The 14,212-nt window shown below is 27.0% G+C and carries 15 protein-coding genes; 1 reads left to right on the forward strand and 14 read right to left on the reverse strand.

The genetic code is table 11. From position 1 onward, the window contains the following. Position 1 precedes the first annotated feature (1 nt). Genes M2214_RS18315 through flgB form a run of 11 tightly spaced genes read right to left on the reverse strand, consistent with a single transcriptional unit; the run spans position 2 to position 9,423 of the window. Complete coding sequence (locus tag M2214_RS18315) at positions 2-475, reverse strand: flagellar hook capping FlgD N-terminal domain-containing protein (protein ID WP_248477482.1); 474 nt, start codon at positions 473-475, stop codon at positions 2-4. Between the two features lie 10 nt (positions 476-485). Further along, positions 486-1,829: a flagellar hook-length control protein FliK gene (locus M2214_RS10610; protein WP_248477484.1), complete on the reverse strand. Its 1,344-nt coding sequence runs from the start codon at positions 1,827-1,829 to the stop codon at positions 486-488. Positions 1,830-1,848: 19 nt separating this feature from the next. After that, positions 1,849-3,090: a MotE family protein gene (locus M2214_RS10615; protein ID WP_248477495.1), complete on the reverse strand. Its 1,242-nt coding sequence runs from the start codon at positions 3,088-3,090 to the stop codon at positions 1,849-1,851. Between the two features lie 9 nt (positions 3,091-3,099). Further along, entirely contained in the window at positions 3,100-3,540 is a 441-nt protein-coding gene (gene fliJ, locus M2214_RS10620) for a flagellar export protein FliJ (RefSeq protein ID WP_248477519.1), read from the reverse strand. An 11-nt stretch (positions 3,541-3,551) separates the two neighbouring features. Then, the gene (fliI, locus tag M2214_RS10625; RefSeq protein ID WP_248477521.1) at positions 3,552-4,868 is read right to left on the reverse strand and encodes a flagellar protein export ATPase FliI; all 1,317 of its coding nucleotides are present in this window, start codon (positions 4,866-4,868) and stop codon (positions 3,552-3,554) included. Positions 4,869-4,881: 13 nt separating this feature from the next. Next, positions 4,882-5,661 (reverse strand): FliH/SctL family protein, encoded by a 780-nt coding sequence (locus M2214_RS10630; protein ID WP_248477523.1) that lies wholly within the window; start codon positions 5,659-5,661, stop codon positions 4,882-4,884. Next, positions 5,654-6,670, reverse strand: coding sequence for a flagellar motor switch protein FliG (gene fliG, locus M2214_RS10635; protein ID WP_330651486.1), 1,017 nt, complete (start codon positions 6,668-6,670; stop codon positions 5,654-5,656). The genes M2214_RS10630 and fliG overlap by 8 nt, the downstream gene beginning before the upstream one ends. A gap of 13 nt (positions 6,671-6,683) precedes the next feature. Further along, positions 6,684-8,225, reverse strand: a complete 1,542-nt coding sequence (fliF, locus tag M2214_RS10640) for a flagellar basal-body MS-ring/collar protein FliF (RefSeq protein ID WP_248477533.1) — start codon at positions 8,223-8,225, stop codon at positions 6,684-6,686. Positions 8,226-8,256: 31 nt separating this feature from the next. Continuing rightward, positions 8,257-8,556, reverse strand: coding sequence for a flagellar hook-basal body complex protein FliE (gene fliE, locus M2214_RS10645; RefSeq protein WP_248477535.1), 300 nt, complete (start codon positions 8,554-8,556; stop codon positions 8,257-8,259). A 14-nt stretch (positions 8,557-8,570) separates the two neighbouring features. Next, complete coding sequence (gene flgC, locus M2214_RS10650; RefSeq protein ID WP_248477537.1) at positions 8,571-9,020, reverse strand: flagellar basal body rod protein FlgC; 450 nt, start codon at positions 9,018-9,020, stop codon at positions 8,571-8,573. A 1-nt stretch (position 9,021) separates the two neighbouring features. Then, positions 9,022-9,423, reverse strand: a complete 402-nt coding sequence (flgB, locus tag M2214_RS10655; RefSeq protein ID WP_248477546.1) for a flagellar basal body rod protein FlgB — start codon at positions 9,421-9,423, stop codon at positions 9,022-9,024. Positions 9,424-10,047: 624 nt separating this feature from the next. Here flgB and M2214_RS10660 point away from each other — a divergent pair. Continuing rightward, positions 10,048-11,148: an MFS transporter gene (locus M2214_RS10660; protein ID WP_248477563.1), complete on the forward strand. Its 1,101-nt coding sequence runs from the start codon at positions 10,048-10,050 to the stop codon at positions 11,146-11,148. A gap of 10 nt (positions 11,149-11,158) precedes the next feature. Here M2214_RS10660 and M2214_RS10665 read toward each other — a convergent pair whose 3' ends face one another. From M2214_RS10665 to M2214_RS10675, 3 genes are all read right to left on the reverse strand, one after another. Continuing rightward, on the reverse strand, positions 11,159-11,455 hold the full coding sequence (locus M2214_RS10665) for a YerC/YecD family TrpR-related protein (RefSeq protein ID WP_248477565.1): 297 nt from the start codon (positions 11,453-11,455) through the stop codon (positions 11,159-11,161). A 208-nt stretch (positions 11,456-11,663) separates the two neighbouring features. Next, positions 11,664-12,992: an FAD-dependent oxidoreductase gene (locus M2214_RS10670; protein WP_248477567.1), complete on the reverse strand. Its 1,329-nt coding sequence runs from the start codon at positions 12,990-12,992 to the stop codon at positions 11,664-11,666. Between the two features lie 86 nt (positions 12,993-13,078). Beyond that, the gene (locus M2214_RS10675) at positions 13,079-14,008 is read right to left on the reverse strand and encodes a M15 family metallopeptidase (RefSeq protein ID WP_248477569.1); all 930 of its coding nucleotides are present in this window, start codon (positions 14,006-14,008) and stop codon (positions 13,079-13,081) included. Between the last annotated feature and the right edge of the window lie 204 nt (positions 14,009-14,212).

Raw genomic sequence — 14,212 nt, forward strand, 5'->3', positions numbered from 1 at the left:
CTTAAGCTAATTCTACATTTTCATTATTATCTATTTCTTCTTTACCTTCGGTTGATTCTTCTTTTAACTCTTTAATAGCTGATATAATCTCATCTATTTGCTCTTCTACATTCTTATTTGCAGTTACAAAGTTATTATTTAAAGATTTTATACCTTCAAATACATCTTGAAATGATGTGTTTAAGTTTTGCATTTGTTCAAGCGAACTAAACTGGGCCATTTGAGATATAAATTCTTTATCTTCCATAGGCTTCAAAGGATCTTGATATTTTAACTGAGTTGTCAGTAGTTTTAAAAAATCATCTTTTCCAAGTTCTCCATTTTTATTAGTCGCAGTCATAGTTGTAGTCGCCGTTGTAGTTTCATTTGTAGCTACAGTTTTTGAATCAACTTTGGTGTTATCTGAAGAAATTACCTTCCCCGAACCAGTATATTTCGTGAAATTATTGTATCCAACGCCTGTTATATCTGACATTATACCCCCCCTATACTAATCCATTGAAGTTATCATCTTCAAAAAGATATGGATTTTCTATTTCCTTCGATTGCTCATCTAATTCTCTATCAATACTTTTACTTATTTTTTTATTATAAGCCATAGCTTCTAATATGTTTTTATGCTTATTCAGGTCCCCTTGACTGTCTACAGATACGCTTAAACTCTGTATATTAATTCCTTGCTCAGCAAGATTGTTCTTAAGCTCTTCCATATTTTCTTCTATAGCTGTTTTTACATCATCATTTTCTGCTATGAACTTAGCACTTAAAATTCCTCTTTCTAATATCACCTTAAGTGTTAGCTTTCCTAAATTCTCTGGCTCTAGCTGCATCTGTATGCTTGAATTGTTTTTATCTGTTATTATATTGCTTTTTTTTGTAATTTGATCAATTATGTTATAAGAATCTATATTGTTAACCTTATTATTAAGTAAAGCACCTGCATTTCCCTTTATTCCGTTCGCCACCTTAGCTATATTTAAATTCTGAAAATTAAAATTATCTTCTGTTACATCTTGTCTATCTTTGATTAAAAAATTTTTGTTTATACTATCCAAATCTTCATTTTGATTATAACTTGTATTTTGATCTAAGTTTTCATTCATTTTATCTAAATTCGAAATTTTATTTTGTGAATGTTCTCGTTTTGTTCCATCTTCTTTGATTACTTCTACTTTAGAATTTTCTTTTACATTACTTTCATCAATTATGTTTTTGTCTATATTTGTATCGTCTATTTCTATGTGTTTTGAGTCAATATCTTTTTGGTTAATCATTAATTCCAGTTTATTTAATATTTCTGCTTTAGCTTCTTTAGGTATGAAATCAGCATCTTCTAATTTAACAAATACATTTTTTAAGTCATCAATATTTATTTCTCCATTTTCTATTTTTTCAATAAGTTCACCAATATTCTTTTGAATATCTTCAACTTGTTTATTATCAACCTCTATATTAATACTTTGTAAAATAGACATTACAGTCTCTAAATCTTCCTTAATGATATTTTCATCAAGTTTTACATCTTTATTTTCATCAATGTCAAGCACTTCAGATTCGTTAATATCTATAGTACTTATATCTTCTTTATTCTGTTTATTAATATCTTTATTTTGAGTGCTTATATCTTCTTTATCCTGTTTATTAATATCTTTACTTTGAACTTTTTTTTCATTTTTTTTATTTATTTTGTTCTCTTTATTATCATTTTTTTTAGAATGAGAATCTAATTTTTTTCTAAAATCCAATTTATCACTTGTATTATCTTTTTTTGAAGATTTCCCTATATAATCTTTTTTTATATTTAAATTTATAGGCATTAAATTGTTCAATAGATTTCCCCCCCTTTTTTTATTGTTTTGGTAATCCTATTTTTCTACTTATTTCTGCTGATTTTTGATTATCTAAGTTTGATATAACTTCCGATAATAATTTAGGTTTTACTTGTTTTAAAACTTCTATCATAAGATCTTCTTCTGTTATTATAAAACTCTTTTCTTCATCTATTTGGTACTTTTTATATTTAGGTTTACTTGATGTCATTTCGTTTACTAAATCAGCTAACTCTTTTGAATTCATCTTTTCATAAGATAATTTTAATGTTTTTAAATCTCTTTTATATACCTCTAATACCTTCAAAGTATTATTTATATCTTCAGATATTCCTTTAACATTTTCTTCTTTTTTATTTAATTGCTCAAAAAGTTTTATTTCTTTTAAAACACTATCTAAATAGTCGCTATCTTCAAATTCACAAAGTATCTTACTTGCTTCCAAATAGTCCATATTAGCAAATATAGTCCCTAAATCTTGTGCTGAATACGTATCTTTATTCTGTAATTGTATGCTTGCTTCTTCTGTTTTTTTATTTAAATATATATCGGCTAAAGTCTTCATATCATATATATATTTATCATATAATTGATTTTCATTTTGCACATTTTCAATATATTTTTGAGATAAGTTTTGTTTTATACTCTGTGATATATTTTGATCCATATAATGCAGTACTTTTGCTCCATATCCAGGTTTGAAATTTTCGATGATTTTTGCAGCATCTTCGAAATCTAAATTTAAATCTATTATGTCTTTTTCTAACCCTCGAATAGTTCCTAATAAACCTAGCTTTGTATAATTTTTAGAAAGTTCTTCCGTATATAATAATTTTTCTTGTTCTATTGAATCTATTTCTCTTTGAAGTATATCTTTTTTAACTCTTTTATCCCTTATTTTTTGAACTAATACATTAGTAGAGGATAAATCATATTTTTTCATTTTCGTAACTATATCTTCATATAATTTTTTATCCTCTTTTTCGATAATTATCAGTTTATCAATAGCTCTATCTTCATCTAGTGCTAAATAATATTTTGCTAATTTATTTTTTCTATCTTCCTGCTCTTTAATCGATGGAATTTGTTCAAAACGTTCACCAACAATAGGTGCTTTTTTTAAAATTTTATTGGTAATTGTACTTATTTGGGTATTCGTATAATAAAGAATTGTAAAAGTTGTAAGTAAAACTCCTATTACCATTAACGGTATTCTTTTTTTCTTTTTAGCCTTGTCCTTTTCTTGTATATTTTCTTCCATATTTTCCTCCTAGTTACTCATACTGTGTTTAAATGTAACTATCTGATCTACAAACTTTTCCTCTTCTTTTTTAATCTTTTCATTAAATTTAACAATATCTTTCTCTTTTATTTTTTCAAAAGTCTTTTTTTCTCGCATCACTTGTATATATTCATTTTGCTTTATATCTAATTTATTTTGAGCTGATTTTAAATCTTTAAATAAATTTCTAATTTTAACATTTATCAAATTTATAAATTCATTCATAAGCTTAATCTCGTTAATGCTAGTCCCAGCATTCATGTTTTCTTGAATTTGATAATTTTTGGTTTCTTTAATTTTGTTTAGTTCTTCTATTTGAAGTTTAATGTTATTAATCATATTATTAATTTCATTTATTTCCATTTTTTTGTTTTCTTCTAGTTTTTCCTTTATTTCTAATATCTTCTCAAATCTAAACTTATATTTCAACAAACACACCTCTATTCTTTAAATATATTAAATAAAGTTTCTATAACATCATCATATTCAAATTTATCGTGTGTCCACTGTTTCAAAAAAGAATTAATTTCGTCTATTTTTTGTATTGCCATATCAATTTTTGAATTAGACCCTGGTGCATAAGCACCTATATTTATCAAATCTTCTGCTTCTCTATAAGTTGCTAAAAGATCTTTAAGTTTATTAGCTGCTTGTATATGCTCTTCATTTGTTATATTGCCCATAACTCTACTTGCACTTGATAACACTTCTATAGCAGGGTAATGGTTCTTATTGGCAAGATTTCTTGACAACACTACATGACCATCAAGTATCCCTCTTACAGCATCCGCTATTGGCTCATTCATATCATCCCCATCTACAAGAACTGTATATAAACCTGTAATAGAGCCTTTATCTGAGTTGCCTGCTCTTTCTAAAAGCTTTGGCAATACTGCAAAAACAGATGGTGTATACCCTTTCGTAACAGGAGGTTCTCCTATAGCAAGTCCAACCTCTCTTTGCGCCATAGAAAAACGAGTCAAGGAATCCATCATAAGTATTACATTTTTACCCATATCTCTAAAATACTCAGCTATAGAAGTTGCAAGTAATGCCCCTTTCATTCTAACTAAGGGTGGTTGGTCTGATGTTGCAATTACTAGTACTGATCTTTTCAGCCCTTCTTCTTGTAGATCATTTTCTATAAATTCTCTTACTTCTCTTCCTCTTTCTCCTATTAATGCTATTACATTTATATCTGCCTTCGTGTTTCTAGCTATCATTCCTAAAAGAGTTGATTTTCCTACTCCGGATCCCGCAAATATACCTATTCTTTGACCCTTACCACATGTTAATATCCCATCTAAAGCCTTGACCCCTAAAGGAAGTGGTGTATCTATTTTTTCTCTTTTTAAGGGATTCGGTGGCTGATTCATAACAGGGTAACTAGTTTTGAGATTTAATTTAGTTTTATCATCAATTGGGTTTCCAAGTCCATCTAGAACTCTTCCTAATAACTCTTCTCCAACTTTTACCTCAAGTCCATGCCCACTTGCTATAACTTTACTTCCTGGCCCTATTCCATCCATTTCTCCAAGAGGCATTAATAATACTGTTTCTGATTTGAAGCCTACAACCTCAGCCAATATTGCTTTCTCAGATTTTATAGGATATATAAAACATAATTCTCCAAGTTTTACAGCAGGTCCTTTAGACTCTATAGTAAGACCTACCACTTGAGATACTCTTCCTGTATACTGAATCAAATTGATTTCTTCCAGTTTTTGAAAATATTTAGATACATCTATAGACTTCATAATTATCCTCACCCTAAACTAGACTTAAAAATTCTTCTTTTATTATTTCAAACTGATTTTTGATACTCGGATTAACACTTCCCGAGTTAGTATCTATTATTAAATCTCCCTTTTCAAGTGACCTATCTATTTTTATTTCGATATCATCTATATGACCTGCCATAGCAAGTATTTTATCTCTTGATGCCTCTACTTTTTCAAAATCATCAGCATTCACTCTTACTATCAATTTTTCAGTGAAAGTCAACTTATTCAAAGCTTCTTGTATAAGATTTAATATTATATCATCATTTTCATCCAATTTTATTTTAATTATCTTATCAACTGAATTTATTACTAAATCTATAATATCTTTTTCCATTCTATCAATCTGGTTATTTTTCCATGTAATAACATCATTTTTTATATTTATAGCTTCGTTTATTTCTAATTTATACTTATCTATACTTTTTTGTTGACCTTCTTCAAATCCTTCTTCATAACCTTTTTGATAACCTTCTTGTTTATACTTATCTAACTCTAATTTTGCTTTTTCATTAGCTGACTTTATAATGTTTTCATATTCTTCATTAGCTGATTTTATTATATTATTTTTTTCTTTTATTGCATCTTCTTTTATCAATTCTATTTCTTTTAAAATTTCATTTTTTTTTGAAACCAAATTTTTTATTTCATTTTCTATCTTTAGTTTTTCTTCGTGCAGCTTATTATCTTCACTATTTTTTTGAGATTCAAATCCAATAACTTTTTCTTTGCTAATATTTACTTGATTATACTTTATAATTCTAGACAATCAGTTCATCTCCTCCACCTCTTGAGATTACTATTTCTCCAGATTCTTCCAGTTTCCTTATAGTATTAACAATTTTTTGTTGAGCCTCTTCTACATCTTTCAGCCTAACAGGACCCATAAATTCCATATCCTCTTTTATCATATCTGCCAAACGTTTTGACATATTAGAGAATATAATTTCTGCAACTTCTTGAGTTGCACCTTTTAATGATACTGCAAGTTCGTTATTATCAATTTCTCTGATAAATCTTTGTATAGATACGTTATCAAGTGTAATAATATCCTCAAATACAAACATTCTCTTTTTAATATCTTCTGCCAGTTCAGGATCTGACATTTCAAGATCTTCCATAATATATTTTTCAGTTCCTCTATCTACAGAATTTAATATATCAACAATAGACTGAACTCCACCTACAGTTGTATAGTCTTCTGTAACAAGATTCGATAGTTTATTTTCAAGAACTAATTCTACCTCTTTTATAACCTCAGGATAAGTTCTATCCATAGTAGCAATTCTTCTTGCAACTTCAGATTGCTTATCATGAGAAAGACTTGAAAGTATTTGTCCTGATTTTTCAGAGTCTAAATAAGATAATATCAACGCTATAGTTTGAGGATGTTCATTTTGTATAAAATTTACAATTTGAGATGGATCAGCCTTTCTTGCAAAATCAAAAGGTTTAACCTGTAATGATGCTGTTAATCTATTAATAATTTCTATAGCTTTATCCTGTCCTAAAGCCTTTTCTAACACATCTTTTGCATATCCTATTCCACCCTCTGATATAACGTCTTGCGCTAAACAAACCTCATAAAACTCTTGCAATGTTTTTTCTTTTACTTCTGATTCCACTTTTTTCATATTAGCAATTTCTAATGTTATTTCTTCTATCTCTTCTTCAGATAAATATTTAAACATTTTAGCAGAATATTCAGGTCCAAGTGTTATTAAGAGTATAGCTGCTTTTTGCTTACCACTTATCTCACGTTTATTCTTTTTCGCCAAGCTCAATCACCTCTTATTCCTCATCTATCCAGCTTTTTAATAGCTGAGCCACTACTTCCGGATTTTTGCTAACAAGATTTTCTATACTCTTCTTATACCCAGACTCTTTTATATCTAATTCTAATTCCTCTATTTCTTCTTCAATTATATTTATATTTTGAGATTCTTCTTCCTTCTTTGCTTCTTTTTCTTTTTTAAGATTAATAATATATAATATACAGATAAATATAGGTATTAATATAAGAAGTATTATTAATATAATAGTCCAAATAGGCATATTTAATTTTCCTGTATCGACTTCATCTACCCCTTCATTTGAAGTGTTATTAAATGATTGCGCATATACTTCAACTCTTTTAGTATCTATTCCCGACGCACTATACACTGTATTGACTATTTGTTTTTTCTTGTCCTCAGTCAGTTCTTTATCAGGTAATATTTCACTATTAATTACTACTGCTACAGTTATATCTTGTATCTGTCCTTTAGCTTTTTCAACTTTTCTTTCTATTTGGTTTAATTCATAATTTACAGTTTTATTAAATTTAACATATGCAGAATCTGCATTCTCTTCTTGTTGATATTTAGTTATTTCTTCTGTATTAGTATCTGTTCCTGGAATTCCAGCATCTTGAGAATTTTTAAGTGATTCATTGTTTTCATTTACGCTTCTTATAAGACCATTTTCTTCTCCTTCTATAGGCGTATTGTATTCTTTTGTTTCAGTTATATCAGTATCAAAGTTAAGCTTAACACTAGCCATAACAGACACATTTCCAGGCCCATATATACGAGACAAAAATTCAACCAAATTGTTTTCTATATCTTCTTTTACTTTATTTTGCATCTCTAATTGATTTGTAGATTCATAAGATTCTTCATTATCTTTTTTATTGAGAACTCGTCCAGTAGAATCATGAATAGTTATATTATCAACACTTAATCCTTGAACAGAATTAGATACTAGAAATGCTATTCCTTCTATACTTTGCTTATTTAAACTAAACCCATCATTTAGTTCTATCAATACAGATGCTTTTGAGTTTTCTTTATTTTCATCCAATATAAACGTAGAATCTTTCGGTATAGTTAAATTAAGATCAGCTCTTTTAATAGCAGGCATTTCTTCTATGACTGATTCTATTTGATTTTGAAGAGCGTAGTTAAAAGCATTATTTTTTTCATCCTCGCTCATAAACATTGTATTTTGTTTTAATAAATCATCATATGAAAATTTAGTACTAGGTATCCCTTTTGTTGATAAATCCATTTTAATTTTGTTTATTTGTTCTTTCTTAACCAGTATAGTTCCATCATCATTCATCTTATAGTTAATTTTGAGTTCATCTAGATTTTTAGTTATATTTGCAGCTTCTTTTATATCCAAACCTTCATACAAAACACTATATTCAGGTTTTGTGATATGCAATATAGTTAATGTACTTATAATTAATATCAGTATAAATCCAACAAATACATTTATTTTTTGTTTTTTAGTATATTTATTTAAAAACTCAGCTACAACTTCTTTCATTTTCAAAAAATTTTCACCCATTTATACACCTCATTCCAAGCTAGGTATATTGCTATATTTGTATTCTCATAATTTCCTTGTACGCATCCAACATCTTACTTTTTACTTCTGTAAATGCTTGTATCGCTATATCTGCTTTTTGGGTTGCAATCATAACTTCATGAATATTGTCGACTTCTCCACTTATAAATTTCAAATTCATTTCATCTGATTTTTTTTCCATGTCACTTACAGAATAAATTGCTTTATTTAAAAAATCTTTAAATCCTATATCTGGATTATTAGACTTCTTAACGTTATTTTCTGTACTACCGATAGTTAGGCTATGAATTTTTCCACCCTGAACTTGCACAATATTACACCCCTTTATCTACCAATTTCTAATGCCTTCATCATCATGCTTTTACTTGAGTTTAACGCAGTAACATTTGCTTCATAAGCCCTTGTAGCAGAAATCATGTTTATCATTTCCGTTACTATGTTTACATTTGGCATTAAAACATATCCATTTTTATCAGCATCCGGATGTCCCGGGTCATAAATCCTTTTGAACGAGCTATCATCTTCTTTTATGCTAGTTACTTCAACTCCACTTCCTATATCACCATTCTCATTTTTATTCATGTATTTATTTAAGTGTGTTTTAAACGAGTCTGTTTCAGCAGCTTTAAATGTAACTACTTGTCTTTTATATGGAGTTCCATTTGCTGTTCTTGTTGTGTTAGCATTGGCTATATTTTTGGATATTATATCCATTCTTAATCTTTCTGCAGTCAGTCCTGAGGAACTTATATTTATAGATTGAAACAACGACATATTATCTACCTCCTCCACTTATTGCATTTTTATATCTTTTAAATGCATTTGTTATCTGTTGACTTACTACATTGTATTTTATGTAATTTTTACTCAACTCTGCCATTTCCACATCTACATCTACATTATTTCCATCAAGTCTCGATTTCGTATTTTTATCAACAATAATTTTTGGCTCTAGATCAATTTTGTCAATATTATTTCCTATATGCTTAGGATCAGTTGTCTTTATATTCATACCACTTTCATTTGTCATTTTTCTTAGTATTTCGTCAAATTCCACATCCTTTCTTTTGTAATTAGGAGTATTAGAATTTGATATGTTGTTATTTATAGCATTTTGTCTAATTGAATATGCATCTAGACTTTTGCTCAACAAGTTTATATTATCATTTAGTTTCATATTTCCCCCTCTGTTATTTTTTTCCCAGCTTTTATGTTTTAAAACCGTTTTTATCATCCTTCAATAAATTCTTTATATATACATTTTACATAAGGCTTAAACTATTAACAATATAATTTTGACGAATTACTACTAATTTACTAATTTTTTTACATTATATTAACCCGCTTTACCTATATTCAACATAAATAAGCTAAATAATACACCTTTTTTAATCATATCTACAGTAAAAAAGTTGATATTTCTAATTCATTTAACAAGTTAAATGAATTGATTTATTTAACTTGTTAAATGATTATTTTAATTTAAATTTTATTATTAGATATTATAGATATATAAATTTTTTTTTACATGAAATTATATCATTTTTTACATGTTTTTGTCTATTTTTTCAATTTATTAATTATACCTTTATTGTATTTTTTTGCAATATAAAATCTAATAAACGCCTTCTTCTTAACTTATAGGTTTAAATATCTAAATTAAAGTATGTATTAATGTAGACTTTATAATAGATTTATGTTAATCTATTTTTATTTTGATAAACTAACAAATCTAGAAAGGACAATAACTATGATAAAAAACATAAAATACAAACCAGCAATATTTTTTATTTTTCTAAACATGCTTATTATAGGTTTTTGCGAAAGTATGAAAGGAGTATTCGTTTCTCAATTTAAGGAAATGTTCAAAATTTCCGATTCCTCAATAGGTCTTATGTTTTCTCTTTCAATATTTGGATACATAATTTCAACATATATAGGAGGTATACTTTGCTCTAAATTCGGTCACAAAAAAGTCCTTATTTTTTCTACTGTATTAATAGGAGGCTCTTATTTATTAACATCTGTTGCCCCTACTTTTACAATATTGCTAGTCTCTGTATTTATAACGAATATAGGTACAGGCCTTCAAGGTATATCAGTAAATTCTATATCACCAATTTTATTTGTTACTTATAATACTATACTTATAAACCTTACTCATTTTTTCTACGGCTTCGGAGTTAGTATAAGCCAAAAATTTTCTGGAACTATGATTTTAAAAGGTTTCACTTTTAGAGATGTTTTTTTTATAAACAGTGGATTAATGTTATTATCTATACTTTTTATAATATTTACTAAGTTCCCGAAGGTTGAATCTGTGAATGTAAAATCCAGTATATTTAAAGCTTTAAAAAACAAACTAGTCTTATTATTCATATTTGCACAAGGTCTCTATGTTTTTTCTGAGGTAGGATTTTTAAATTGGTTTGTTAACTTTGCACAAATTTCATACAATTTTACAATAGATAACGCCACTCATTATTCAGCTATTTTCTTTCTAGTATTCACTTTAGGGAGATTAACAGGAGGATTTGTAGTTCATAGGTTAGGAATAAAAAGATCTATGTTAATTTATTTATCGATGTCATTAATGCTATTTTGGAGTGGATATTTATTGAAATCTAATTTTATAATATTAATATCACTTTCAGGATTCTTCTTTTCAATAATTTTTCCAACTACAATAACTATAATAGGGGAAGCATTTAAAGAAAATACTTCATATACAATGGGATTAATATTATCCTTTGTTTCTATTGTAAATATGCTTATGAACAGCTTGGTAGGTATTTTATCTGCTTCGTTATCACCATATATAGCTTTTTCACTAATACCTATATCACTAAGTTTTTCTTTATTCTTCTATATTAATATATTTAAAAAAATAGAAACCTTATAATCTAAGGTTTCTATTTTTTATCCATTCTATCAAGCATAATATTATATCCATTTGCACCATAATTTAAACATCTACTAACCCTGCTTATAGTCGCTGTGCTGGCTCCTGTATTTTCTTCTATTTCTGTATATGTTTTATTATTTCTTAACATTTTTGCCACTTGTAACCTTTGTGATAAAGATTTCAATTCTTTCACCGTACATATATCTTCAAAGAACATATAACATTCCTCTATAGTATTTATTTTTAGTATAACTTCAAACAGGTTATCTATGTGTTCATCTTTTAGTCTCGAATTATAATCCATTTAAGTTCCCATCTCCTCATAAATAAGTTTACCATGTATATCATAAACTATATTAGTTAAAAATATATTTTTGTATATATATTATACTATCATTTTTATAAGGATATAACAATTTATAAATAATATCCAACCATTAAATAAGTAAAGTTCAAATAAAACTATAAAATAGAAAAGGAGTCTTTATAAAAAATAAAGGCTCCTTTTTACTTTATTTAGCTTTTAACCCAGCTGAATTTAGTATATTCCAAGGCTTATTAAAATGAGGTTGAAAGAAAAAATCTGTAAACGCTAATTCATCCATAGTCATTTTATTTTGTATGAATACAGACATAGTATTTATACTTTGAGTTAAATCTGCTTTAGAAATTATCTGTGCACCTAATATTATTTGAGATTTTTTATCATAAACAACTTTCAGCTTCACCATTTCATATGTGGGCATAAACTCCGGTCGATAATTATCTTCAACTACTACATAGTCAGCATCTATTCCTTTCTCTTTTGCATGATTGTATGTCAATCCTGTAGATGCAATGTTATAATCATATATTTTAATTCCGGATGTTCCTTGTGTCCCCATATATTTTGTAGTTAAATTCACTAAATTCCTAGCAACTAAAGTTCCCATCCTAACTGCATTTGTAGCTAATGGTATATACTCATGTGTATTAGTAGGATTATATATGACTGCACAACAATCTCCAGCAGCATAAATATCTTTCTCACTAGTTCTCATATATTCATCAACAATTATAGCACCGTTATCTAACATTTCAATTTGGTCTTTAAATAAATGTGTATTTGGTTTAAAACCCACACACATTATAACTAAATCAGCATCATATTCTCCTTTGTCGGTAACAACTTTCGAAACCTTGCCTTCTTTACCTTTAAAAGATTGTACCATTTGACCTAACTCTAAATTTACTGAATGTTTAACAAATTCTTCTTCTGCTTTACTAGTATATTCCTCGTCTAAATACTTGTTTAGTATTCTATTTTGAGCATCTATTAAAGTAACATTTTTTCCATTTTGTTGAAATGCTTCTACAAGTTCAACACCTATATATCCAGCACCAACAACAACTACATTTTTAATATTTTTAGATTTTTCAATTATATCTTTTGAATGATAAAAATTTTTAGACAGTAGTATATTATCTAGTTTAATTCCATCTATATTTGGTATTATAGGCCAAGATCCTGTAGTTATTATTAATTTATCAAAATCATCTTCAAACCTTTCATTTGTCTTTAAATTAATAATATTTATTTTCTTATTTTTTATATCAACATCCAAAACTTCATGAGACATTTTCGTAATGACCCCTAGCTTAGTTAATTCTTCTGGAGATGAATAAAATAACCCTTTAGGATCTTCTATTACCCCCCCTACATATAGTGCAATTCCACAAGACAAAAATGATATATTATCATTTTTTTCATATACAGTTATTTTTGCATCTGGATATAATTTAGAACAACTTAATATAGATGCAGTTCCAGCATGAGTACATCCTATAACCGCTATTTTCATAATGAATTCCCCCTCTTTTATGTTATTTTTTTAACTTTATATTTTTTATTTACCCTTATTCTTAATATCTAATCTAAATTTTAATATTATTTTATTTTATTATTTATTAAATCTATATAAAGCTTTGTCCTTTCATCTTTTATATCAGCTCCTTTATACCACGGTTTAGAATAATCTAAATTATCATTAAAATGTTTTGCTTTATATATAAATTCTGGTCTATATTCAAAATGCAATATATCAAAATGCTCCCACTTGCCTCCCCATATAAACTTATTATTTTCAAATACTCTGACAAGGCTATCTGGATAAGATTTCAATCTATTTTGCCCCGCTTCTTTTGATGCCCATTTCCAATAATCACTCTTATCACTTGTTAAATCAATAGCTATACCAAATGAGTGAGGACTTAATCTACCAGTTCCAGATATAACTCTATAATTAAAAGTTCCACTTATAGGATATACATATTTATATATTCGATTATCTTGCTTACAAATGTTCAAAGCTTCATTTATAGATTTGTTTAAATTATCATAAGCATTGTTTTTATTATTAAATGCATAATATTTATTTCCAAATCTCAAATTTTTTAAGTTAACTTCGATTTCTTTTTTTGTGTTTCCATATACTTCTTTTAGTAATTGATAATGCCTTATCCTACCCGGATCATTAGTTGCTATATTATGTGTATTCTCTAAATTATATGATTCTTCCATCATATCTTGCAAATCTGGATTATTTATTTTTTCTTGAGTAGTTTTATTTTTTTTATCATCATAAAGTATTTTATTCCCAGATTTCATTATTAAATACACATTGTCATCAGATGCATCAATATCTACAATATAACCATCATATCCCATCATTAACGACAGTATATTCCTTTTCATATCTATAGTATATTTTTTATCATTTTCATTTTTAAAAACTTGATAATCTTTAGTTTTAGGACATATGAAAAATATACTTATAAGTAATATCCCTATAATAAAAAAAGTTAGCATTCTTTTCATGTAAACCTACGCCTCCCATATATTTTATTTTTAATATAAAATTTATATTATTATTATTATCTTTAATTGCTTGTATATTTAGACCAAATTTAACCTTTTTATTTTTTTGAATTTTTTTAATATTTTGATTGTTATTTTTTATACATAATATTAATATAATATGTATAAATATCTTTTTTTACCAAAAGATATTTTTAGTCAAAT

Origin of the sequence: Tepidibacter aestuarii (assembly GCF_934924865.1) — a bacterium.
Classification (GTDB): Bacteria; Bacillota; Clostridia; order Peptostreptococcales; family Peptostreptococcaceae; genus Tepidibacter_A; species Tepidibacter_A aestuarii.